This window comes from Pontibacter chitinilyticus (genome assembly GCF_039748935.1).
In the GTDB taxonomy this organism is placed as follows: domain Bacteria; phylum Bacteroidota; class Bacteroidia; order Cytophagales; family Hymenobacteraceae; genus Pontibacter; species Pontibacter chitinilyticus.
The window spans coordinates 140,535-165,016 of record NZ_JBDIZJ010000002.1; the positions used below are offsets into that span (position 1 = coordinate 140,535).

Annotated in this window: 20 protein-coding genes; 13 read left to right on the plus strand and 7 right to left on the minus strand. The window is 51.3% G+C overall.

Features of this window, described 5'->3' with window-relative positions; all coding sequences use genetic code 11:
* Both ABDW72_RS04210 and ABDW72_RS04215 read right to left on the minus strand, forming a co-directional pair.
* Positions 1-3,039: a SusC/RagA family TonB-linked outer membrane protein gene (locus tag ABDW72_RS04210; protein ID WP_347157210.1), complete on the minus strand. Its 3,039-nt coding sequence runs from the start codon at positions 3,037-3,039 to the stop codon at positions 1-3.
* Between the two features lie 754 nt (positions 3,040-3,793).
* A complete protein-coding gene (locus tag ABDW72_RS04215; protein WP_347157211.1) occupies positions 3,794-4,612 on the minus strand; it encodes an MOSC domain-containing protein in 819 nt (272 codons plus the stop codon).
* A 124-nt stretch (positions 4,613-4,736) separates the two neighbouring features.
* On the opposite strand from ABDW72_RS04215, the gene ABDW72_RS04220 reads away from it, so the two are divergent.
* Both ABDW72_RS04220 and ABDW72_RS04225 read left to right on the plus strand, forming a co-directional pair.
* Positions 4,737-5,624 carry a TraB/GumN family protein gene (locus tag ABDW72_RS04220; protein WP_347157212.1) on the plus strand — a complete coding sequence of 296 codons (888 nt, stop codon included), beginning with the start codon at positions 4,737-4,739 and terminating at the stop codon, positions 5,622-5,624.
* Between the two features lie 85 nt (positions 5,625-5,709).
* Positions 5,710-7,665, plus strand: a complete 1,956-nt coding sequence (locus ABDW72_RS04225; protein ID WP_347157213.1) for a M1 family metallopeptidase — start codon at positions 5,710-5,712, stop codon at positions 7,663-7,665.
* Between the two features lie 16 nt (positions 7,666-7,681).
* On the opposite strand, the gene ABDW72_RS04230 is transcribed toward ABDW72_RS04225, so the two are convergent.
* Both ABDW72_RS04230 and ABDW72_RS04235 read right to left on the minus strand, forming a co-directional pair.
* Entirely contained in the window at positions 7,682-8,038 is a 357-nt protein-coding gene (locus ABDW72_RS04230) for a TM2 domain-containing protein (protein WP_347157214.1), read from the minus strand.
* 18 nt (positions 8,039-8,056) lie between these two features.
* Positions 8,057-8,380, minus strand: a complete 324-nt coding sequence (locus ABDW72_RS04235; protein WP_347157215.1) for a DUF2752 domain-containing protein — start codon at positions 8,378-8,380, stop codon at positions 8,057-8,059.
* A gap of 58 nt (positions 8,381-8,438) precedes the next feature.
* Between ABDW72_RS04235 and ABDW72_RS04240 the strand changes: the two genes are divergently transcribed.
* From ABDW72_RS04240 to ABDW72_RS04265, 6 genes are all read left to right on the plus strand, one after another.
* Positions 8,439-9,662 (plus strand): PQQ-dependent sugar dehydrogenase, encoded by a 1,224-nt coding sequence (locus tag ABDW72_RS04240; RefSeq protein ID WP_347157216.1) that lies wholly within the window; start codon positions 8,439-8,441, stop codon positions 9,660-9,662.
* Positions 9,635-9,922: a hypothetical protein gene (locus ABDW72_RS04245; RefSeq protein WP_347157217.1), complete on the plus strand. Its 288-nt coding sequence runs from the start codon at positions 9,635-9,637 to the stop codon at positions 9,920-9,922. The genes ABDW72_RS04240 and ABDW72_RS04245 overlap by 28 nt, the downstream gene beginning before the upstream one ends.
* A 10-nt stretch (positions 9,923-9,932) precedes the next feature.
* Positions 9,933-10,289: a c-type cytochrome gene (locus ABDW72_RS04250; RefSeq protein WP_347157218.1), complete on the plus strand. Its 357-nt coding sequence runs from the start codon at positions 9,933-9,935 to the stop codon at positions 10,287-10,289.
* 112 nt (positions 10,290-10,401) lie between these two features.
* A complete protein-coding gene (locus tag ABDW72_RS04255) occupies positions 10,402-10,770 on the plus strand; it encodes a thiol-disulfide oxidoreductase DCC family protein (protein WP_347157219.1) in 369 nt (122 codons plus the stop codon).
* Between the two features lie 64 nt (positions 10,771-10,834).
* A complete protein-coding gene (locus tag ABDW72_RS04260) occupies positions 10,835-11,338 on the plus strand; it encodes a hypothetical protein (protein WP_347157220.1) in 504 nt (167 codons plus the stop codon).
* 279 nt (positions 11,339-11,617) lie between these two features.
* A complete protein-coding gene (locus tag ABDW72_RS04265) occupies positions 11,618-12,352 on the plus strand; it encodes a hypothetical protein (protein WP_347157221.1) in 735 nt (244 codons plus the stop codon).
* A 106-nt stretch (positions 12,353-12,458) separates the two neighbouring features.
* Here the strand turns inward: ABDW72_RS04265 and ABDW72_RS04270 are convergent, their stop codons facing one another.
* Positions 12,459-13,724 (minus strand): DEAD/DEAH box helicase, encoded by a 1,266-nt coding sequence (locus ABDW72_RS04270; RefSeq protein WP_347157222.1) that lies wholly within the window; start codon positions 13,722-13,724, stop codon positions 12,459-12,461.
* A 269-nt stretch (positions 13,725-13,993) separates the two neighbouring features.
* On the opposite strand from ABDW72_RS04270, the gene ABDW72_RS04275 reads away from it, so the two are divergent.
* From ABDW72_RS04275 to ABDW72_RS04290, 4 genes are read left to right on the plus strand one after another with little or no spacing between them, the layout of a single operon-like run.
* A complete protein-coding gene (locus ABDW72_RS04275) occupies positions 13,994-14,695 on the plus strand; it encodes a TetR/AcrR family transcriptional regulator (protein WP_347157223.1) in 702 nt (233 codons plus the stop codon).
* 10 nt (positions 14,696-14,705) lie between these two features.
* Positions 14,706-16,430: a peptidase domain-containing ABC transporter gene (locus tag ABDW72_RS04280; RefSeq protein WP_347157224.1), complete on the plus strand. Its 1,725-nt coding sequence runs from the start codon at positions 14,706-14,708 to the stop codon at positions 16,428-16,430.
* A gap of 3 nt (positions 16,431-16,433) precedes the next feature.
* Complete coding sequence (locus ABDW72_RS04285; RefSeq protein WP_347157225.1) at positions 16,434-17,783, plus strand: HlyD family secretion protein; 1,350 nt, start codon at positions 16,434-16,436, stop codon at positions 17,781-17,783.
* Entirely contained in the window at positions 17,783-19,213 is a 1,431-nt protein-coding gene (locus ABDW72_RS04290; protein ID WP_347157226.1) for a TolC family protein, read from the plus strand. Before ABDW72_RS04285 ends, ABDW72_RS04290 begins: the two co-directional genes overlap by 1 nt.
* 8 nt (positions 19,214-19,221) lie before the next feature.
* Here ABDW72_RS04290 and ABDW72_RS04295 read toward each other — a convergent pair whose 3' ends face one another.
* Positions 19,222-20,043, minus strand: coding sequence for a sulfite exporter TauE/SafE family protein (locus ABDW72_RS04295; protein WP_347157227.1), 822 nt, complete (start codon positions 20,041-20,043; stop codon positions 19,222-19,224).
* 240 nt (positions 20,044-20,283) lie between these two features.
* On the opposite strand from ABDW72_RS04295, the gene ABDW72_RS04300 reads away from it, so the two are divergent.
* Complete coding sequence (locus ABDW72_RS04300) at positions 20,284-21,507, plus strand: lipase family protein (RefSeq protein WP_347157228.1); 1,224 nt, start codon at positions 20,284-20,286, stop codon at positions 21,505-21,507.
* A gap of 117 nt (positions 21,508-21,624) precedes the next feature.
* Here ABDW72_RS04300 and ABDW72_RS04305 read toward each other — a convergent pair whose 3' ends face one another.
* Complete coding sequence (locus ABDW72_RS04305) at positions 21,625-24,393, minus strand: lamin tail domain-containing protein (RefSeq protein WP_347157229.1); 2,769 nt, start codon at positions 24,391-24,393, stop codon at positions 21,625-21,627.
* Positions 24,394-24,482: the final 89 nt, after the last annotated feature.

Genomic DNA, 24,482 nt, shown 5'->3' on the forward strand with positions numbered 1-24,482 from the left:
TTAGATACCAATGTTAACACCGAAAGTCACCGTTTTAGGTATCTCAATGTCAAAGTTAGTCTGACCACTCACACCACCTGCTTCCGGGTCGTAAGGAAGGTTGTCGTCTTTCACATGCGTCCACAGGTTGGTACCTCTAACATAAAGCCTTACATTAGAAAGCTTCACTCGTTCGATAAGGCTGGTTGGCAACTTGTAGGACAGCGATACATCTCTCAGACGAACAAAATCACCGCTGTCCAGGATGCGTGTAGACTGGCTATAGGCTAAGGTACCGCCGTATACATAGCGTGGCACATCTGTGATGTCACCAGGGTTCTGCCATCTGTTCAGCTCTGTTGCCCGCTGGTTAAACGAGCCGATGTAGGCACCGCCGCTGTTCAGGTAACGGTAGTATGGGTCATAGATGTAGTTGCCATAGCTGTAGTAGAACAGGGCGTCGAATGCCAGGCCTTTGTAGCTGATGGTGGTACCGAAACTGCCGAAACCTTTTGGTGTAGCTGTTTTATCCGTTACAACATACTCTGCCTGGTTCCAGTTGTTGGTAGTCTCTGTGCGGGTAGCATCTTTGTACCACAGCGGGTCGCCAGTAGTAGGATCTACACCTGCCCATACAGGCATATAATAGGTCTGGTAGTCTTCTCCGATCTTTCTGATATATGGAGAAGCCACTTGCTCATCCTCTGCTAGTGCAGTGATCTCATTCTTGTTCTTAGAGATGCTGAAGTTTACATCCCAACGGAAGTCTCCTGCCAGCACAGGCGTAGCATTAACGGCAAACTCGATACCGCTGTTTCTCATTGCGCCCACGTTATCCAGGTAGTTCGGGAAACCCGAAGTTCTGGAAAGCGGCACGTTCAGCAAAAGGTCTGTTGTTTTACGGTCGTAATAGTCTGCCGTAATGCTCAGTCTGTTCTGGAAGAAAGCCATATCCACACCTACGTCGAACGGCTTATTCTTCTCCCATGTAAGCCCTTGGTTGCCTAACGAAGATGGGGCACTACCTAACTGGCCGTTGTAGTTCAGGTTATAGCCTGTTCCACTAATACTAGCTGTACCGTAACTGTAAAGCGGTCTCCAGCCGTAGTTACCAATACCAGCATTACCGTTTACACCATAAGAAGCTCTGAACTTCAACTGATCAATCCAAGAGATATTTCTGATAAACTCTTCCTGATCTGCATTCCAACTTAAACCGGCTGACCAGAAGTTACCATAACGGTTTTCAGCTCCAAATCTGGAAGAACCGTCACGACGGTAGCTACCAGAAATCACATACTTACCTTTGTATGTAATGTCACCGATTGCTAGGATAGAGGCAAAAGTATAATCCTCCTGCGTTCCTGTGGCTGTCAGCGGGGTAGCACCCACACTTGGGGCCGTAATGTTAGTATTGTTCGGGAATACAGAAGTTTCTACGTTAGAAGAGTAGTACTGAGACTTCTGTGCCTCATAACCAGCTTTCATGGTGGCTACCCACGTGTTGTCGTGGTTCACATCCCAGGTATAATCTACCAGGTTTGTCCATACCCAGTTAAAATAACGGGTATAGTACCGGTAGGCATAGCCCACATCCTGGCCATCGCCATATAACGGGCTTTGGTACTGGTTCTCTTCTAAGTTGTTATAATCGATACCGAACTTGGAAGTGATCTTCAGGTTAGGCAGTATCTCATAAGAACCGTTCACACTTCCGATTCCCTTCAGAATGTTAGTTTTGTTATTGTCGTAAGCGAAAATAGCTAGCGGATTATATAAACCGCCAAAAAGGTTGAATGAACCATCCTCATTAAAAGGCGCCACATCAGGTGTTAAGAACAACGAAGCCAGAATTGGGTTAGAAAAGTAACCGCTGTTGCTTGGGCCTGTCTGCTTTGAGTTAGATATCATCAGGTTAGTGCCTACAGTAAACTTATTGCTAAGCTTATGCGTCAGGTTGATGCTGCCACTGTAACGATCAAATTCAGATGTTTTGATCGTACCCTCCTGACTGAAGTAACCGCCTGACAGGTGAAACTGTGTCTTGTCATTTCCACCATCCGTTGAGAGGTTGTACTGCTGGGTCTTACCTGTTTGGGATACTACATCATACCAGTCGGTGTTTACATCCGGATCGAACCCGAAGGCATCAATCGCAACATCGCGCTTTGCCTGACCGGCATAGCCTGGGCCATATTTCGGGTGGTTCAGAATTGCCTCTCCAGCCAGTTCTAAAGTTTCCTCTGTCGTAAGCGGACGGGTGTTTTCGTTGTAATAGGCGCGCTTGGAATAACCTGTTTCGGCATCAAAGTGAACGCTTGTTTTACCAGACTTACCACTTTTGGTAGTTACCACAATTACGCCGTTTGCCGCTCTTGAGCCATAAATAGAGGCCGCAGAAGCATCTTTCAACACAGTAATGCTCTCAATGTCGTTTGGATTGATACCTGACAATGCGTTAGCAGTCGTTGTGTTTCTGGACAGGTCACCCGAGTTGATCGGTACACCATCAATTACATATAGCGGTGAAGAAGAGGCTGTCATGGAGCCAATACCTCGGATGCGGATTTCCTGAGAAGATCCTGGCTGGCCAGAAGCACCAACAGACTGCAAGCCTGGCACTCTTCCCTGCAGCGCCTTATCAAAAGAAGTTACAGGCACCTCCTCTATATCGGCCGCTTTAATTTGAGAAACAGCACCCGTATTCGCAATCGTATTAGTGTTGCCGTACCCTGTGATGATTACTTCGCTCAGTTGCTTGTTATCTACGCCTAAAGCAACATTCAACACTGCACTATTACCAATAGGAACCTCTTTGTTGGTGTAGCCAATATACCGGAAAACCAAAGTACTCCCATTCTCGGGCACATTTAAGGTGTAAGATCCATCAGCACTTGTGGCTGTACCTACCGATGACCCTTTTACAATTACTGAAACACCCGGCAGTCCCAGTCCGGTTGTTTGGTCGGTAACAATGCCCGACACTGTTTTACTTTGTGCAAGCGCCTGTTGCAGCAGGGCAAACATCAAAGCCAAACAGATTAGTAGACTTCTTTTCATACTACTTGTTTAGTTAGTTAAGGATAAATTAAGATTAGTTGTCAACCAAATATACGATACTACATCAATAAAATAAATAATACCTCTACAACAACAAACCTGAACAGTAGTTTTCGTATCTTTTTAGTACAATAAGTCCCTTAATGCAAAACAGCTAATAAGCTTAGACTGAAACTGAATGGCTGAAACATAGCATTTGTATATTCTCCAAAAGAGAAACAACAACAACCCTGCATTATATAAATATATTTTTATTTATATAATGCAGCAGATAGTGTGAGGTTTAGAAGGGAAACATTAATAATATTTAAGTTAATACAAGCAGAGTATAAATCTGGCGCTTCTTACTATACAAAGAAGCATACCTGCAGCTTTCTCCAAATAGCTACATAAGAGGGAAATGAAAGAATCAATAGGCTGCTGGGCGCCGTTGTTTTAACTATCAGAGAAGCATGAAACATTTAGAATCTCGAAATCAGAGAATTAAAGGAGGAATTTCAAGGTAGATTGTCTGGGCAAAAGCCTTGGAAAGATGCTAAAAAAGATTCTACAAAAAATTGTGTACAGCAGCGGCTTATGTGCGGAGAGGTCTGTAGGTACCCGGTGTTATACAACCATTCCTGATACAAACAGCCGCATAAACCCATATGTGGTCAGCACGTTATGCAAACCCTATTTTGTACGTACCGATGGACGACCACTGTAGCTATCCCTCCGCACGTTAGTATAGCGATGAACCCGACAGCCCATCGGCTTACCGCCAGCGCAGCACTTCTATTTTATCTCCAATGCGCACGGCACCGTTTCCATGCTGCAACAAGTTCTGGCCAAACATAACTTTGTTCTTCTGAAGCCGGTAAGTAGCCAAGGTGCGGAGGGGCTCCGCACTTTTTTCTGTAGTATTTTGGTTGATGGTAATAACAACGCAGCGGGCGCAGGGCTTAACGGCACAAAAAGATTGCGTGCCGATCCGGAACTCCTGCCAGGTATCCTCGGCAAAAGGAGTGCCTCCCCGAAAAACGAATGTTGGCCGAAAACGATCCATCGGCACCGGTTCCTGAAGGCGGCTGTTCAGGTCATCGAGTGAGGCCTGCCCAATCAACATAAAAGGATATGCATCGGCAAAACTAACTACCTCGTTCTGCCGGGCGTAACGCTGGTCTACCAGGCGGCGCGAGGAAAGCGGCATGTGCACCAGCCGCGCAGGCATTCCCAAAGCTTCCGAAAACCAGGCATGCGCATCCTCCCTATTAACCTCCTGTGCAGGCACCACATCATCCCAAATCTGCACTTCTATAGTAGGTCCTGTCCTGTTATCCTCGAAGGGTATAAAGAGCGGCGCCAGTAGTTCCTGCTTATGCGTTACCTGCAGTCCGTCCGGCAGCAGGGCTACCTGCAACAGAGCCATGTGCGCATGTTGCCGTTGCGTCAGAAAAGCACCTTGTTCATCTACCAGCATCCAGCGGCGGTCGTAGCGCAGGCCCTGCGGTTCTACCTCAGCCTCCTGTAGCCGGATGCCGCCCAGGGATTTGATTGGGTAGATGTAGATGTCGGATAAGTATAGTTCTTCCATGGGCTGCTTTCCTGTGCTGTAATGGCGCAAATATACACATTGCCCGTTAAGTTAAGCCAGAAGTACGCTGTCGCATTCTTAAATCCAGACAAACGCTTATCTTGCTACAGTTAAGCTCTATGTTATGTATAAATGGATTACGAGCGTGCCAAAAGTGCTCCTGTGCTGGTGGTTGCTCTGGCTGCCTGGCCTGGTTACCGCGCAAACCAATGATGCCACGCAAAGCCTGCTTTGGAAAATAGCAGGCAAGGGGTTGCAGCCCTCCTACCTGTTCGGCACCATTCATGCTGTGTGTCCGCAGGATTTCTCTATACCTGAGCAGGTAAAAGCCAGTCTGCAGCAAACCAGCCAACTGGCGCTGGAGATAGACATGGACGCCCCGAATTTTGCGGCCGAGCTGCTGCAAAGCGCCATGTTACCGCCAGATCAAAGCCTGGAATCGTTCTTTTCTGCTGCAGACTACCAGCTACTGGCCGCGCATTTCCAGCAAAGTATGGGCATCGATATTCAGTACCTGAATAAGATGAAGCCTTTTATGCTGCAGTCGCTCTTGTTTTCGGAGCTGACGGACTGCCCGGCTGAATCGTATGAGCAACATTTAGTTGAAATGGCGCATGCGCAAGGCAAAGAAGTGATTGGGGTAGAGACTGTGCAGGAACAGCTGCAAGCAATGGACCACCTGCCCAGCAACGCACAAGCAGATATGCTGCTGAAAACGTTGAAAGATATGGCGGAAGCAAAAGCCGATTACCGGAAAATGGTGCAGTTATACTTGGCTCAGGACCTGCAGGGACTAGCAAAACTCTCCGAGGCAGAAATGGATACAGCCACGTATGCGCAATATGAGCAGGCATTCCTGACGGACCGTAATAAGCGCTGGGTGCCGGTGATAGAACGGGAAGCAAAAGCCCGGTCCACCTTTTTTGCTGTAGGAGCCGGGCACTTAGCAGGAGAAAAGGGCCTCCTGCACCTGCTCAGGCAGCAAGGCTACACAGTAACGCCTTTAAAGTAAGCGACAGCCGCGGCTGCAAACCAAGCGTTCATACATACTCAACAGCTTACAAATCCGATATAAAAGCCGTTTTCCCTTACATGCTATGAAGAAACTATACTATCACCTGCTATTGCTCTTCTGTGTTTGCTGCTGTACTACAATCTGCAGTGCGCAGCAACTAAGCAGCTGTGCCGCCAGTCGCCTGAGCTTCAGCCAACGCAAAGCTGTGGTTTCGCCGGAGCACCAGCGCCTGATGAACCAGTATGATGTCACCTTTTATAAGCTGGACCTGCAACTGGAGCGAAATACCACCTTTATCGCCGGCACGGTTACTATCAATGCCAAAACAAAAGCGCCCCTGAGCACTTTTGCCTTTGAGCTGCACCCAAACTTTACGATTGAACAAGTCCTGGTGAACGGCACTCCTCAGCCAACTATTAACCGCAAGGACAACGAAGTAAGCCTTCCGTTAGCAGCAGCTATTCCGGCAAATGCAGCCGTATCAGTAAGTATAACTTACCAGGGCACCGCACCGAACGAGGGGAGCGCCGCCATCGGCAACGGATTTAGCACTGATGTAGAGCCGACCTGGAACAATCAGGTAACCTGGAGCCTGAGCGAGCCTTATGCCGCATACGAGTGGTGGCCCACCAAGCAGGTGCTCACCGATAAAGCCGATTCGGTTTACGTGTTCGTCACGACTAGCGCAGACAATAAAGTAGGATCCAACGGCTTGCTCACCCGCACCATGAATTTGCCCAACGGCAAAAAGCGCTACGAGTGGAAATCGCGCTACCCGATCGACTATTACCTTGTCTCTGTTGCCGTATCTAACTATGAGGAGTATATCACCTATGCCCGCCCGGCTGGTGCCGCTGCTCCTATTCCTATCGTGAACTATGTATACCGCGGCGGAGCACTGGACAGGTATAAGGAGGAAATGAACCGGACAGGGCCTTTTATTGAGTATTACTCTACGCTGTTTACGCTTTACCCGTTTGCGGCAGAGAAGTATGGCCATAGTATGGCACCGATCGGGGGCGGTATGGAGCACCAGACTATGACCACGCAGAGCACCTTCGAGTTTACCCTCACCGCGCACGAGCTGGCCCACCAGTGGTTTGGCGACAACGTAACTTGCGGCTCCTGGGAAGATATCTGGCTGAACGAAGGCTTTGCCTCATACAGCGAGTACCTCTCGCTGCAACATTTCGGCTCGGGGCAAGCGGCAGAAGCCTGGCTGCAAAATGCCCACAACTATGCTTTCCAATATGTCAACGGATCGGTGCAGGTAGATGACACCACCAATGTAAACCGCATTTTTGATTACCGCCTCACCTATAAAAAAGCAGCTTCCGTTATCCACATGCTGCGTTTTGCCATAAACAATGATAGCCTGTTTTTCCTGGCGCTGCGCAACTATCAGCAGCAGTTCGGGGGCCGCACCGCCGTTACACAAGACCTGCAGCAGGTATTTGAAAAAACAACAGGGTTGGACCTGGGCTACTTTTTTAACCAGTGGTATGCCGGCTATGGCTATCCTCTGCTGGCAGCAGAATGGAACCAGCAGGGAAACATAGTAGTGCTGACAGCCAACCAGACACCAAGCGGTATGACACCTTTCTTTCAAACGGACATGGAATACCTGTTCCATACGGCTACCGGCGACACCACCATTCGGGTGACTCAAAACAAGCCCAACACACAATATGTGTTCCGCGTGCCGGGGCAGGTGAGCAGCGTGGAAATAGATCCAAACCACTGGCTGCTGCTCAAGGTACTTCAGAATGAGCGCAATCCCTTGCTGGAAGTGCCGCAACAATTGCCCGTTATACTTTACCCGAACCCAACGACTGATATGCTACAGGTAGCGCAGCTAAATTTTACTCCCTCCGCCGCCGAAGTATACGACGCTGTTGGCCGGTTGGTGAAGCGGGTACAGCTTCTACCGCAAGTAGAGCCCACCATTAATGTACAGGAGCTACCTGCCGGGCTATATGTGCTGCAACTGTATGACAACAGCCAGCGCTACCGCAGCAGTTTTATCAAATTAAAGTAGGCCAAACACCGTTTCCTTAGGTCCCATAGCCGCGCATCATCGCCAGTGCCTGCTGGGCCTCCTTTACATTGTATTCAAAAGCCAGACGCTTGTGGTTGATCATGTCGATGATGGTACCTACCAGGCAGAGACCGCCTGTAAAGAAATAGAGCAGCCCCATGCCAATCTGCCCCAGCAGAAACCGGTGAACACCTGCCACCCCAAAAAAGCCAATGATAGCCGTAATGAGCACCAGTTTCGGCTCTTTGCGGCGGGCGCGGTAAATATTTGCAAACTGCTGCGCCTCTGCCTGCGGCATGTCCTGCACGAGCGACTGTACGTAAGCCATTTCATCCGGCTCCAGGTCCGGCATCAGGTTTAGGATGTTTGCCATAAGTATACATGTTGTGTTTTAGGTGGATGTACGTAATCTGGAAAAGTGCCAGCGCATTAAACTTATACTTCGCCACACCAGCAGCACCAGCGCCGGCAGCCCCAGCGGGTGCGCCTGCCACGATGCCTGCCACTGCCCGTGCAGCAGAAAGCTGATGGCATGCCCCAGGCCGCAACCCGGGCAAATAGACAGGCCCAGCCAACTCCACGGGCACAGGCTGAACAAATGCTTTCCCTCCGGCTGCATCAGCCCCAGTGCACCAATACCTGCCAGCCATAACACCGCCTCCGTCAGGTAGTTGTTGCGCTTCCAGAAATATACCATTGCCGGCCTGCCCGTCATTTTTACCTGTCTAACTTCTAGGTACTCCGCACGTACTGAACTTATTACAAGTTAATGTATGATAAAATATTTACAATCAAAAGCTGCACGGTCGCAAAAACGCTTTTTCCCGCTGTTGCTCCTGCTTGCCCTGAGTAGCTGCTACACACTGGCGCCTTCCTCGGGTGGGGGCCAGGGAGAGATCCGCACCACCTCCAGGCCGGTAAATCCTGCAGCTATTAACCTGCCGGAAGGGTATGAAGCCGTTGCTGTAGCCACGCAATTGACTTACCCGACAAGTATAACCTTTGATGCGCAGGGGCAAGCGTATGTGGTAGAGGCCGGCTACTCCTATGGCGAAGTATTCCTTGAGCCGAAGCTGCTCCGCCTGGAGCCCGATGGCAGCCAGATCACCGTAGCCAAGGGCAACAAGAACGGCCCCTGGACGGGCATCACCTTTCACAACGGCAATTTTTATGTAGCAGAGGGCGGCGAACTGGAAGGCGGTAAGATCCTGCGCATTACGCCGAACGGTACCATTACAGCACTGGTAGAAAACCTTCCTACCCTGGGCGACCACCACACCAATGGGCCGGTAATTGGCCCGGATGGCAAAGTATACTTCGGCCTTGGCACCGCTACTAACTCCGGTATAGTTGGCCCGGATAACTACAACTATGGTTGGCTGAAACGCTATCCTGATTTTCACGATATTCCCTGCCAGGACATTTCGCTGACAGGCCGCAACTATACCAGCCATCTGCCACCTCAAAGAACCGGCGAAGTGCAGACTACCGGCCCATACCTGCCTTATGGCGTACCGGCCACCGAAGGACAGACCGTCCAAGGCAGCCTGCCTTGGACGGGTGCGGTGCTGCGCCTGTCGCCGGAAGGTGGGCCGCTGGAGTTGGTTGCCTGGGGCTTGCGTAATCCGTTTGGACTGGCCTTCTCGCCGGCAGGGCAGCTTTACGTGAGCGACAACGGTTACGACGACCGCGGCAGCCGCCCGGTTTGGGGCGCAGGCGATTACCTGTGGGCCGTGCAGCCAGGCGCCTGGTATGGCTGGCCAGACTACTCAGGTGGCACAGCGTTTAACGGTGAGCGTTTCGGAGCACCCGGCAAAGCCGCACCGGAGCCCCTGCTGATCGCTTCACCGGGCATACCACCCCGGCCTGCTGCCACTTTTGGGGTACACTCTTCCTCTAATGGCATTGACTTTTCCCAAACGACACCTTCGGCTATGCCGGGCAAGCGTTTGTCGCGCAGTTCGGCGATATGGCACCACAGGTGGGGAAAGTGTTAAAGCCAGTCGGGTATAAAGTAGTGCGGGTAGATGTGGCAACTGGCGTGATCACGGACTTTGCCGTGAACAAAGGCAAAACAAATGGTCCCGCCTCTAAACTAAAAACCGGTGGCCTGGAACGCCCTGTATCCGTAAAGTTCGCACCGGACGGGCAAAGCCTTTACGTGGTGGATTTCGGCGTGATGAAAGTGACAGAAAAAGGATCGGAGCCGCAACCAAAAACAGGAGTTGTCTGGAAGATAATCCGAACAGGAAAGTAACCCCGAAACTATGAAAACAGCCACACTCCTGCGCATCAGCTGCCTGCTAATATTTACCGCCGCCTGCGGTACTGCCAAACGGGGCCAGCCGGCCTATGCGCCTGTTCCTACAACTGAGGTAGCCGTGGCGCGCGGCCAGGTGGTTTTTAACGCCTATTGCCAGAAGTGTCATCCGGGTGGTGAAGCAGGCCTTGCGCCGGCCCTCAACAACAAACCCGCACCTGGCTTTGCCATTCGCTACCAGGTGCGCCACGGCCTCGGAGCCATGCCTGCATTTAAGGACAACATCATTCCGGATGAGCAGTTAGACGACTTACTGGCCTACATCAAAACCTTGCGCAAAGCCAAAAAGAAAGAATCCTCTTGAAAATAACTGCCCTACCTGCCGCCATCTGCTTGCTATGTCCCAACCCAGGTAGCTCAGGCAAGTATAAACATGTATAAACCGCACCTGCTATCCAACTTATACTTCTACCGCTATGACCCAAACTCCAATGCTCATTTACGACGGCGACTGCAGCTTCTGCAAATACTGGGTGCGCCGGTGGCAACAGCACACGCAAGGCAAAGTGCAGTACATTCCTTTTCAGGAGGTGCCGGATGGATTTCATGGAATCAGCAGAAAGCAGTTTCAGCGGTCGGTGTGGCTAATAAACAGCTATGGACGGCCCATGCACGGGGCAGAGGCGGTGGCTGTATTGCTGCAACTAAGCGGCCACAGCACCTGGAACTGGCTTTACCACCGGGTGCCGCTTGCCAGTACTGTAGCCGAACTGGGCTACCGCATCGTAGCTGATCACCGCGACTTATTTTATAAACTCACCAAACTGTTTCTGAAGGAGGCTTGATTTACACCCCGGAAAGAAAGCCTAATTTCCCTACCTTTGCCGTTTCAGCATAGCAGATACAGGCATGGCAGCAAAACCGGTACGCCCGCAACCCGTTTCAGATCAAAAAATCCAAAATCAGTTGAAGGTGCTGGCCATTTACCAGCTTACAGGCGGCGTACTTGGCATCGTGCTCACCCTTTGGGTCATGTTTCGGGGCGAACTCGTAGTGACACAGGAAGTATTGCGCATTGCACTTTTTGCGGCAGCTTTGTATGTTTTTTCCATGCTCTGCGGCCGTATGCTGTTCCGCAACCTAAAGCGCGGCCTCACACTTTCCATCCTCAACCAGGTGCTGCAGGTGGTGTACGTTGCCTTTGGCTCCGATGCTTTTCAGTATGTGGCGGGGCTGCGCGTGGGGGTCGGCTTCGACATGGTGGGCTCCTGGACGCTCAAGTTCCGGCTGGCCGTCTCCTCTTTCCAGTTCCTGATCGGCACCGACACGGGCCAGCGGTTCATCGGCGTCAACCTGCTGGCGCTGCTGCTGATCTTCTGGATGGAGCGGCTGCTGGAGCGGGTGAGGGGGTAGCTTAAGAAATTTAATTTTAATAAAGTATGCGGACAGAAATAGATTGAAGAATAAATCAGATTTGTCATTCTGTAAGAAACTTGGCTGAAGTGAGGTTAAGCCGCAACAGCTTGCTCACAAGCACATTACAGGATAACAAAATAGGTGAAGCTAATTCTGTTCCCAAACTTGTTTCCCAATATACCATTTCTCAAACCTGAAATTATAGTACACATGTAACTTCCTAAATATTTTAAGTATAATGTTTTTTTACTGTATAAAACTGATTCAAGAAGCATTATGGAACAACTTCTAATTGACCGACTTTCAAAGATCCCTTCACACTCTTGCGTAGTTAAGGATTCGATACCAGTAATATGCTTCGGAAATCTTAATACTGCCCGTGTCGCTACTTTAGGTCTAAACCCAAGCAAAAATGAATTCTTAAACAAAGGCCAACTTATCAATGGGAACAACAAGAGATTTGAGAATTTAAAAACCCTTGATGGTGCTGATTTATCACACTTAAATAAAGACCAAATTCAGAAAGCACTTAGTTCTTGTATCAATTATTTTCATAATAATCCTTACAATCGCTGGTTTAACCATATTGAAAATTATATCCTTAATAAACTAAATGTGTCTTATTATAATGGAACTTGCTGCCATTTAGATTTGGTGCAGTGGGCTACAGACCCTGTTTGGGGAAAGTTAAACAAGGAGACTAAATCGCAGTTAATGACTGATGATTTTCCATTTCTAAAAGAACAGTTACTTAGGAGCAACATAAATACATTGTTGATAAATGGCAGTGGAGCTACTCGCTATTTTTGTTCTCAGCTACAGGCCAAGGCTAGTGAGGAAGATGTGTTACAAGTTGGTAACATGAAATGTCGCGTGGCAGCTTTAGAAATCAATTTAGGTGATAAGGAAATGATGGTTTATACTTGGAGCCAAAATCTTCAGTCTAGTCCAGGTATGACGAATTTCATGAAAGATGCAATTGGTAACTGGGTGAAAGCTAATATCCAATAGCTGCACTTCTTTATCGTAAGCTTAGAACAAATAGAATATAATATCGCACAGCGGCCTGTGCAGATGCTAAATCCGCACAGGCCGCTGTGTGATATTATAATCCCTGCTACTTCTTTTTCTTAGCCTTGGCTTTTGCTTTTTTAGCTTTGGCGGCCTTTACCTTTTCATTCGTTTCTTCGGCCTCTTTCATCAGCGCACGCCAGTCGTGGGTGGCAGTGGGACTGAAGTCGATGGTGGCCTCATAATCGTCTTTATCCACCTGCAGCACTTTAATGTCCTTGGTGAGATAGGTTTGGATCTCGTCGAGGATAGGCTTTTCTTCAGGAGCGCAAAAGCTCACAGCAATGCCTTTTTCGGTGCCTCGACCCGTACGGCCCACACGGTGTACATAATTTTCCGGTTGCTCTGGCAGGTCGTAGTTCACCACGTACTCTACCCCTTGGATGTCGATGCCGCGGGCGCTCACGTCCGTGGCGATCATCACCTTTACCGCCCCGCTCCGGAACTCCTTCATGGCCTGATTGCGGTCTTTCTGGTCTTTGTCGCCGTGTATGGTGATACTTTCGATGCCGGCACGCTCCATGGCTTTCATCACCCGCTCGGCGCGTACTTTGGTGCGAACAAATACAAGTATCTTTTTATCCGGATTCTCCTTCACTACCCGCTCCAGAAAAAAGCGCTTGTCGTCCATGTCCACATACATCACCGAGTGGTCCACATTTTTCGAAACCGGGTCTTTGGGGGAGATCTGGATACGCACTGGCTTATTTACCAGCGAGTAGGCCAGTTCCTTGATCTTCTCGTTGATGGTGGCGGAGAAGAACAGGGTCTGGCGCTGGTACGGCAGCCGGGTGATCAGCTGGCGAATGTCGTGGATGAAGCCCAGGTCCAGCATATGGTCGGCCTCGTCGAGCACCAGGATCTCCACGCGCTCCAGCCGGATATAGCCCTGGCTTACCAGGTCGAACAAGCGGCCGGGCGTCGCCACCAGCACATCAATGCCATCCTCCAACTTCGCGATCTGCGGCCCCTGCTCCACGCCGCCATACACACAGAAAGTATTCACGCGGGTGCCGCGGCCTATCTCGTTAAACACCTCGGTTATCTGCAGGGCCAGCTCCCGCGTCGGCACCATCACCACGCATTTGATGCCATCTTCGCGCTTGCGATTTTTGCTAAACTGCAGCTTGTCGAGCACCGGAATAGCAAAAGCCGCTGTTTTACCGGTTCCTGTCTGGGCAATAGCCAGCACATCTTCGCCTTTCATAATAGGCGGAATGGCTTTGAACTGGATATCAGTCGGCTTCTTAAAGCCCAGCTTGTTCAGGCTTCTTTTTATCTCGTCGGAAATGCGGTAATCATCAAACTTCATACAACTGGTGTTTATGCCCTAAGTATACCTACGGCTGGGGCAGGCAGCAAAGGTACGCTTTATTGTTAAATTGCTGTAGGATTACTTGTTGCAGCCTCTCTGTGGCTCTTTTTTGCTCCCTGCGCCTCCTATTAACCGCAGCATTTTTCCCATCCTTTTACATAGCCATACTTGCAGCTCACAAAAAATAAGATAGTTTTATAAACATTTATGATAGTAAAACTATTACATATAAAAGTAAGTGATTAATATTGCAGTAAATAAAGCATATGAGCACTAACGCCATGACAACCAAAGGCATCAAACTGTCCCTCACCCACAAATCATACTTGCGCGACCCCGAAAGTACGGAGCTGGGTCGCCGGATCATCTCTGAAAGTATAAAGCTGCTGGACGAGCTGGGCTTTGAACAGTTCACCTTTAAAAAGTTGGCTGCCGCGATCAACTCAACAGAAGCCTCTGTTTACCGCTACTTCGAAAACAAGCACAAGTTGCTGGTATACCTGGTGTCGTGGTACTGGGCCTGGGTAGATTATCGTGTAACTTTTGAGACAAACAACATCCCGGATCCGCGCGAGCGCCTGAACCGCGTGATCGACGTGATCAGCAGTTCGAACCAGAACGACCCGGCTACCCTGCACATCGATGAAGGCGCCCTGCACCGCATCGTCATCACGGAAGCCTCTAAAGTATACCTGACCCGGGATGTGGATGCTGACAACCAGGAAGGCTACTTTCTGGAGTATAAACGCCTTTGCCGTCATGTGGCGCAGATCGTGCAGGAGCTGAACCCCAGCTATCCTTACCCGCACGCCATTGTCAGCACCATACTGGAGGCGGCGCACCAGCAGGTGTTTTTTGCTCTGCACCTGCCCTCCCTCACCGACATTGCCGGCCACCAGCAGGCAGAGGCCGAAACCGGCGCATTTCTGAAACACCTGATCTTTTCTGCCATTGATCCGCAACATTAACAGAGAAAGTATGAGCGCCACGACGAAAAAATTCACGCCCCTGCAGCGCTTCCTGCAGCTCCTGGCACTGGAGCGCCGCGAGATCCTGTACATGTATGTATACGCCCTGGCTGCCGGCCTCATCAGCCTGTCGCTGCCGCTGGGCATCCAGAGCATCATTGGCTTTGTATCGAGCGGGGAGATCACTGTCTCGGTAGTGGTACTAATTGGTTTGCTTGTGCTGGCCTTTCTGCTGATGGGCGGCCTGCAGGTGATGCAGCTGTGGCTGGTGGAGTTTATCCAGCAGCGCCTGTTTGCCCGCACCGCCTTCGACTTTGCCTACCGGGTGCCGCGCCTGCAACAGGAGAAGCTGCACGCTTATTACCTGCCGGAGCTTATGAACCGTTTTTTTGATGTGCCCCTCCTGCAGAAAGGCCTTGCCAAGCTCCTCATTGACTTTTCGATGGCAATTATCCAGATCGTATTTGGCCTGATCCTGCTTTCATTTTACCACCCATACTTCATCTTTTTCGGTATTGTACTGGTGCTCACGCTCGCCTTTATCCTGTGGTGGACAGGCGATAAAGGCGTTCAAACAAGCCTGGAGGAGTCGAAGTACAAGTATAAACTGGTGGCCTGGCTGGAGGAGATGGCGCGCTCCCTAAGTACCTTTCAGCTGGTGGGCCACACCAACCTGCCCATGCAGCGCACCGACGGCTATGTGAGCAGCTACCTGCAGGTGCGTCAGCAGCACTTCCGCATCCTGATGACACAGTACTTCAGCTTTGTGGGCTTCAAAACTTTTATCACAGGCGGCTTGCTTGCGCTGGGCTGCGTACTGGTGGTGCAGCAGGAAATCAATATCGGGCAGTTTGTAGCTTCAGAGATCATCATTATCCTGATCATGTCGGCTGTGGAGAAGATCATCGTGAAGCTGGACACCGTGTATGATGTGCTCACCTCGCTGGACAAAATCGGCACCGTAACCGACCTGCCTATTGAAGAACCGACAGGGGTTGATTTGCGGAAGCTGGCGCAACAAGGGCTGGCGCTGCAGGTGCAAAACCTGAGCTACCAGCACCCTAACAGTAAAAAGCCAAGCCTGACTGACGTTTCCTTCCAGATCCACTCCGGCGAGCGGGTGTGCCTGGCAGGTTACCATAGCTCAGGCAAATCCACCCTGGTGAGCCTGCTGCTGGGGCTGCTGCCTTCGTACCAAGGCAGCATTGCTTTCAACAACCTCTCCCTCCGCGACCTCGACATAGCGAGCCTGCGCAGCCTGATTGGCGAAAACAGCTCCAAAGAGCAGGTGTTTGACGGCACTTTCCTGGACAACCTGACACTGGGGCAGGAGTTGCCGATGCAGGACATTGTTTGGGCGCTGGAGGTAACAGGCCTCACCGCTTTTGTACACGCTTTGCCAAAAGGGCTGCACACCTATCTGACCGGCGGCAGCATGCGCTTACCCACCAGCGTAGCACGCAAAATTATACTTGCCCGCAGCCTGGTGCAACGCCCGAAGTTGCTCATTATAGATGATTTCTGGGCCGGAATGGAAAAGCCTGAGAAGATGCGCCTGCTGCACCTGCTGTTTGCCCCCGCATTTGACTGGACCGTGCTCATCGTGAGCAACGACCCGGATGTCATGCAGCTTTGCCACCGGGTTTTACTGTTGCAGGAAGGGCACCTAAAAGCAAGCGGCTCCTTTGCAGCGATAAGCGACAAGTTACAAGAACTGATTTCCACACCTGTATAAGCCATGGCAACCAAACAACAACTTCCCGTGCACGACAAAGCCCAGTTGGAGGCCCTCAAGCATGTGCAGTCGCCGCAGTTGGGGCGTGTGCTAACCTACTGGATTGGCACTATTTTCCTGCTTCTTATCCTGTGCCTCTTCTTGCCCTGGACGCAGAACATTCGCAGCCAGGGCAGCCTGACTGCTTTCAGGCCCCAGGACCGGCCTCAAACCGTGGAAGCCACTATCGCCGGTCGCATAGTGAAGTGGCATGTGCAGGAAGGGCAGCTAGTGAAAGCCGGAGATACGATTGCCAGTTTATCTGAAATAAAAGAAAAGTACCTGGACCCTGACCTGCTGGAACGAATAGGAGAGCAGGTACAGTCTAAGAAAGATGCTGCCGGTGCTACTGAAGAGAAAGCCCAGGCTATGGCACAGCAGATACAGGCGCTGCGCGAGGGATTGCGCTACAGCCTGCAGAAAGCCCGCAACAAAGTAGATCAGACCAGCTTCAAACTACAAAGCGATAGCATGGACCTGGTGGCACAGCGCCTGGAACTGCAGATAGCGGAAGACCAGTTCGGGCGTCAGCAGCGGCTCTATGACCAAGGGCTTAAATCACTGACGGAACTGGAGCAGCGCCGCCTGAAACTACAGGAAGCACAGGCTAAGCTGGTGTCGCTGCAAAACAAGCTGGCGTCCGGCCGGGCCGAGCTTCGCAATGCCCGCACAGAACTCAACTCGTTACAGGCCGAGTACGCCGACAAAACAGCCAAGGCCGAAGCAGAGTTCAGCGCCACCCGCTCTTACCTCTATGGCACCCAGGCTGAAATTTCAAAGCTACAGAACGAGTATAGCAGCACCGAAGTGCGCAACCGCTACTATAACATTGTGGCGCCGCAGGACGGATATGTGGGAAAGACGTTAAAGGCCGGCATTGGCGAGACGATCAAAGAAGGGGAAGCTATCGCCACCATTATGCCACAGGATCCGCAGCTAGCAGCCGAACTGTACATCAAGCCCCTGGACCTGCCGCTGCTAAAAGTTGGGGATCAGATGCGCCTGCAGTTCGAGGGCTGGCCGGCGCTGGTATTCTCCGGCTGGCCGGGTGCCAGTTACGGCACGTTCGGTGGCAAAGTAGCCGTAATAGATTATGCCGGCACGAACAATAAATACCGCATACTTGTGGTGCCCGACCCGGCCGGAGAGCCCTGGCCGGATGCACTGCGCGTCGGCTCCGGCGTGTATGGCTGGGCTATGCTCAATACAGTGCCGGTCTGGTATGAGCTGTGGCGGCAACTCAACAGCTTCCCGGCAGATTTCAGGGGAAATGAAGCCGCTGAAAGCGATAAAACAGCAAAAGAAAAGAAGTGATGCTACGTCCATACTTTTTTATACTTACCGGCTGTCTGCTCTTTGCTTTCGGGATAGCCCAGACGGTGCAGGCACAGGACTCGGCGCAGGTGCTCACGCTGCAGCAATATCACCGGCTTATACTTGCGAACCACCCCATTGCTTCGCAGGCAGCGTTGCTCCCGGAGCAGGCCAGACAGGAACTGCGCATCGCACGCGGCACCCTCGATCCGGTACTGAGCAGCAAGCTCTATCGCAAAGAGTTTGGCGGAAAGGAATACTACAACCTCTGGAGTAACACCTTGCGGGTGCCCTTGTGGTTTGGACCAGAGCTTAAAGCCGGCTTTGAGCAGAACTCCGGCCAATATCTGAACCCAGAGAACAAAACTCCTTCTGAGGGCCTGGGCTATGCCGGCATCTCAATACCGCTGGGGCAAGGCTTGTTTATAGATGAGCGGCGCGCTACCATACAACAGGCAAAGCTAATGCAGGGCATTGCCGAAGCAGAGCGAGTCAAGCTCATCAACAAACTCCTGCTGCAGGCCACTAAAGCATATTGGGAATGGCTGCTGCAGCACCGCACCTCTCAGCTGTACCAGGAGGCGCTGGAATTGGCAGACTTCAGGCTGAGAGCAGTACGTGCCCGGGTGCAGGAAGGCGACTTAGCGGCCATTGACACAGTAGAGGCTCTGATGGCGCTGCAGGACCGTCAGTTATTACAGCAACAGGCCCAACTGGAGCTGCAGAATGCCCGCTTACAAGTGGCAGTACACCTGTGGGCAGAGAGCCAGGTACCGCTGGAACTGCAGGAAAACACTATTCCGGCACTTACAGGGGCTGAGGTAGCAACAGTTAGCCCGGAAGAGCTGCAAAGTTTGTTAGCGGCGGCCAGAACAGATCATCCGGAGGTGCAAAAGCTAAGCCTAAAGGGAGAGCAACTGGACGTGGAGCGCCGCTATGCCGCTAACAAGCTATTGCCCAAACTAAATGCCGAGTACAATGTGCTGCAACGCGGTTTTAACCTGCAACCGGGCCTAATGGAGCAGCAGCACCTGCAAGGCAACTATAAACTGGGCATGAGCTTCAGTATTCCGCTTTTTCTGCGGCAAGAACGAGGCAAACTGCAGTTCACGAAGCTGAAGCAGCAGGCCAATGGCCTGGAACTGGTGCAGCAACAGCGTGAGGTGGAGAATACCCTGCAGAGCCTTTATAACGAGTTACAGGGATTAGGCGAGCAGCTTCAGTTGCAGGAGCGCATGGTAGCCAACGCTCTTACGCTACGCAACGGCGAGCAAACCCGCTTCGAGAATGGCGAAAGCTCCCTCTTTCTGATCAACGCAAGAGAAGCCAAGTTTCTGGAGGCGCAGGTAAAGCTCTACACCCTGCACACCAAGTATGCCAAAGCGAAGACTTCCCTGTATTGGGCCGCCGGTGCGATTCCGGTGGAATAATGTGCGCCCTAGCCTTTCCGCCCAAACCAACCGTGCACCGAAGCCGCTAGTTTAGCAAAATCGCTGCCGCCGGAGCCATAGGTATCATAGGCAAATTTGCAGATGATGCCGGAAACGACGATCAGAAACAGCACCCGCACAAAGGCCGTACCGCGCCGAAGGGCTGTGCGCGTACCTAACTGCGAGCCGATAACGCTGCAGATAGCCATGGGTATGGCTACTTCATACAGAATATAACCTTTGTAGCCGAAGTATAGCAGCGCCGACAGGTTAGTGGCCACATTCACCACTTTTGCTGCCGCCGATGCCGCCAAAAAGTTAAAGCCGTAGATGCCGATGAAAATGAAAATAAGAAAGCTCCCGGTGCCGGGGCCAAAAAAGCCGTCGTAAAAACCAATGGCCATACCTACCACCAACCCATACAGTGTTTCTCTGGAAGCAGTTAGCTTGGGTGCGTGCAGCGAGCCAAAGTCTTTTTTGATAAACGTATAAACTGCCACCAATATCAGCAACACAAAAATGAGCGGCTTCAGCAGATCGCCGTTGATATGCGCTACGGCGCGGGCACCGAGAAAAGAACACACAAATGCCGCTGCTGCTGCCGGCAATATTGCCAGGTAGTTGATTTTTACGCTGCGCACATAGCGCACCATTGCCGAAGTGGTGCCCGCGATAGACGAAAGCTTACCTGTTCCGAAGATGGTGGCCACCGGTACGCCCGGCAGAAACACAAACAGAGCGGGCAGCTGGATCAGGCCACCACCGCCTACCACTGAATCAATAAAGCCCGCCAGAAACGCGAACAGGCATAGGTAAACGACTTCTTGCACCCTCTTAATTTTTGAAGTGACTAATGTTCTTTTTCAAAGCGAATTAGCGCTTATCGCCTGGAGAAAAGAAAGCAAGATAACAGCTTTACTATCCAAAATAAAACTTTAGACGTAAAACACCTACTCAAAAAAGCACCGCGCGTATGCCTGCTTTGGGTGACAGCGGTATACCACACCTGCTGCTGCTCCGTTTTACAAGGGCACTATTGCCAACAAATGTTAAGATAAATTCAATTCCCCGTGATAAAGAAACTACTGCTCCTATACAGCTTGTTGCTGACAATAACCCTGGCTGGCACCAGTTGCCACAAAGATGATGTCGCACCTACTGCTGTAACACCACCAACAGATCCTGGCACAGACCCGGATTCACCGGCTTATGCAGCTTCTACGCTGCTGTCGGAGGCGGATCAGCACGATCTGAAAGCCGCCGCCTCTACCAATGAATATGCTGCTTTCAGCAAGGATATAAAGTATGATGTTGCCATTTATAAGCTTGTATACTATACTACATACCAGGGCAAACAGATAAAAGCTTCGGGCCTGGTATGCGTGCCCAAGAACATGTCCTCACCGGCTGCACTGGTAAGTATGCAGCACGGTACGATCTTCTCTAACCAGGAGGCGCCCAGCAACTACAGCGTTATTTCGGACCAGCAGCTACTGGCCGCCACTGGTTATATCACACTCATCCCCGACTACATCGGTTTTCAGGAATCCAAAGCTGCTTTTCACCCTTACTTCGATCAGCAACACTCCGCGCTGGCAGTCATCGATATGATTAAAGCTGCCAAAGCTTTTTGCAAAGACAAAGATTTTGCCCTGAATGATAAATTATTTCTGGTAGGCTATTCGGAAGGCGGCTATGTAACGCTGGCGGCACAGAAGGAAATCGAAACACACCCGGAATATGGGCTTACGGTAACTGCTTCAGCTGCTGGTGCAGGAGGGTATGATGTTCCTGGCCTGCTCGGCATTGTGACGTCAGGCCAGCCGTATTATTTTCCGGCTTCGCTGGCATACCTCCTGCTAGCTTACAACTATACCAACGACTGGAAGCGGCCGCTAACCGAAATATTCCAGGAGCCTTATGCCTCGCAATTGCCAAAGCTATTTAATGGCAGTACAGATGGGATGGCAATTAACAACCAGCTCCCGATAGATCCGCAAAAGCTGTTTACCGCTGCCTTTTACAATGGCTTGAAAGATGATGGAAAAGAGCAGCAGCTAAAAAAGGCCTTAGCAGAAAATAGCCTGCTCAACTGGGCACCACAGAGCCCGACGCGTCTTTATCACGGCGATGCAGACGAAATTATCTCCTTCCAGAACTCGAAGCACACGTACCAGCGCTTCAGCGAGCAAGGCGCGACACAGCTTAATTTTATTACCATTCCGGGTGGGACGCACGAGAGCTCCTACACGCCCATGATGCAATCCGTCGTACCCTGGTTTAAGCTGTTTTAGAAGAATCTAAATAAGTATAAGTAAGCCTCACCTGTTTGTAGCAGGTGAGGCTTACTTGTGTCAGGCCACAAAGCTAACGACGGTCTGTACTTGCGTTCCGCTGCCCGATAGGTGTTCTCAAAGCCGTTCGCTCACTGCTACTTTCTGTTTGTACTGCACCTGCTCTCCATTCAACCCGAAAAGTTCTATGTAGAAGATATAGTAGCCGATGTTCGCTTTGGCACCATCGGCCCGCAAGCCATCCCACTGAAAGAAGCCATTGGCGGCAAGCAGCTCATTGCGCACCAGCTTCCGGATCTCGCGCCCTTCCGAGTCAAAAATGGTGATGTTAGCGACAAGGCCAGCTTTATCTGTGCGGTAGTTGATGGTTGTAAAATCTTCATAGCCGTCGCCGTCGGGCGAGAAGGCTTCCGGCACAATTGTAAAAGCCTCTTGCGCGGGCAGCCCCTCTTGCGACTGGGAATTCTGATAACCCGGTGTAGCCAGCAGCGTGGTAGCAGCCGAGTGAAAGTTGCCGGCTATACTTGCCCCCTCTAGCCGCAGCCGCTCCAGCGAAACGCCATTTACATCGTCCAGCAAAGCAAAATGCAGTTGCGCACTGTAGCTGAACTGATCGGCAACACGACCATCAGGCTGCAGCACAACTACCGTTCCGGCATCGTCGGGGTAAGACGGGAGTACAGGCACTTTCAGAAACGTTTCTGCTTTGGCAGCTGGGTAGTTGACTTTGATATTACCGGGATCAGAAGTGAGCACCACATAGTGCCCTGGCGCCAGCATATAGCTGGTTGCTGTTATCTTTTTCCGACTAGCTATGCTGTCGCCGCTGATGTTGGCCAATTGCCAGTTTTGCAGGTCCAGGTACTTGCTGCTACGGTTCACCAGTTCTACAAAATCGACACCGCCAGCACGTGGGTTAAAAAGCACTTCGTTGATAACGACATCGCCGGGCGCAGGGGCAGCAGGGAGCGCAAATGTCACCTGCATAGGTTGCGAATGCAGGTTACCGGCGCAGTCAACTATACTGGTTGCAGTGACAGTATACAGCTCCCCCTCCTGCAGTGGCTCCGTTAGTTGCAAGCTTACCTCCGTAAACAGCGGCCCCTGCACCTGCACAGCGGCTACCTGCACCTCCGGGCTGAGGCTATACTTGTTTATACTTGCCGCCTGCACACTGTCCAGCCGCTCATTAAAGGTCAGCAGTACGTGGTCCGGTGCAGTAGCTGTGACAGTAAGAAGGACGGGTGCCGTATTGTCGGGGTTGGAGGCTGCTACTGCATTGGCTTGTGCGGGTGTGCCGCCGCGTGGATCCGCAGAAGCCGCCCAATTACCCGCTCCTGCACAGGGGTTTGCCACATCAATCATTTCGAGGCTCCAGCCACCCTGCTGCTTTTCGCTGTCTTTGTACCAGGTGTCCTGGTAATCAACAGCATAGATAAGCCGACCATTTGGCTGACGCAGCTGTAAAAGCTCACCGCTGTTGTTCAGGCTTAGAAATTTGCTGACGCCAATCGCTTTGCCATACTTGCTGAATGCCTCCACCTGCGCCGCCGGCACCACTACGGCATACTCCTTCGGCAGCAGCTGCACGTCAGGTAAAACAGCCATAGCGGTAGCATCTGTATAGCGAATGCCATTTAGGGTAAGCACTTTATCAGTGGGGTTGTATAGCTCAATGTATTCCTGCGCCGGCAATCCCACTTCCGGCGATTCATCGGCCATAATTTCGGTGATCATCAGTTCGTTGTAGCCGGGCAGCACAGCTGATGGCATAAAGTTGAAGCTTTGCTCAATGGGGCTGCTCAGGCTGTTGCCGTACAGGTCCTGCAGGTTGGCTATACTTACACGATTGCCTTCAAAGCCAAAGCTCTGGCCAAAGACCAGCCGTACGGTGCCCGCCTCTGTCAACTCCGCAAGTATAGGCTTTATACTTCCGTTCAGGGTATAGTTAGCTGTATTTTGTGCCTGCTCCGGCAGCAGCGGCTCGTTGAAGTACAGCAGCAGTTCCTGTGCATCTGTGGTTTGCAGCGTACTGATGGCAGGCACTGTAGTGTCAGTTATGCTGAAATCATCGAAGAAGAATTTCTGGCTGTTGGCCGAGCTATACTGCAGCAGCAGGCCAAAGTAGCCTGAGCGCCGGTAGGTGCTATCGGCGGCGGCACCTTGGCGCACGTAGTTTTCGCCGGTGCCGGTCAGGTCAATTTCCAATTGCCATTCGTAGTTTATACTCCGCGATACCCGTATACGCACCACGTTATTGCTGCTGCCGAGCGTTTTATCTTCGCCATCAATAAGGTTTACAGCTGCCTTGCCGACATCTTTCCGAAACAGGCTCACCTCGTCCGGAGTGCCGCCAAGGCGCACAAAATAGCCACTGGTCGCAGCGCTGTCCAGTATCTCGGAGTCGGAAATAAGGTAGATATCGGCATAATTGCCAGAGGAGGTGGCCAGTTGCAGGTTAGCCCAAAACTCCCACACTACGCCAACTACAGCCTGGGAGGGCGTTGCCAGGTATAACGTGGTGCCCGTTATGGCAGGGCCATTGCTCTGCAACTGCTGCGCGTCGTTCACTGTAAAGCTGCCGGTATTGCCACGCCAGGCAGGGTTCTGGGTGATGTCGCCATCGGAGAAAGTTTCGTGTAGCTGTGCAGCGGCAAGGTGCGGAAGCAACCACAGCAGCAGCAGCCAGTAAGCTTTTGTGTAATTGGAACGCTTCAGCTTACTGCCCGCCTCAGCTCTTTTCAGTCCGGCTATACCTTTGATCCTACCCTGCTTAAAGTACGGCACCGGCATACACTTTATACTTACCTGGAGTTGGGAAAAGTATCGGTAAAACCATGAAATAAGAGCTGTATTTGCAAAAGCATCTGGTAAAGTTTGTTTCATTTGCATATTTTGTGGCGAAAACTTAGTTACTTTGCAAAGCAGGAAGCGCAGGCCGACATGTCACGGCGCTGGCGAGTACCGGGTACAGG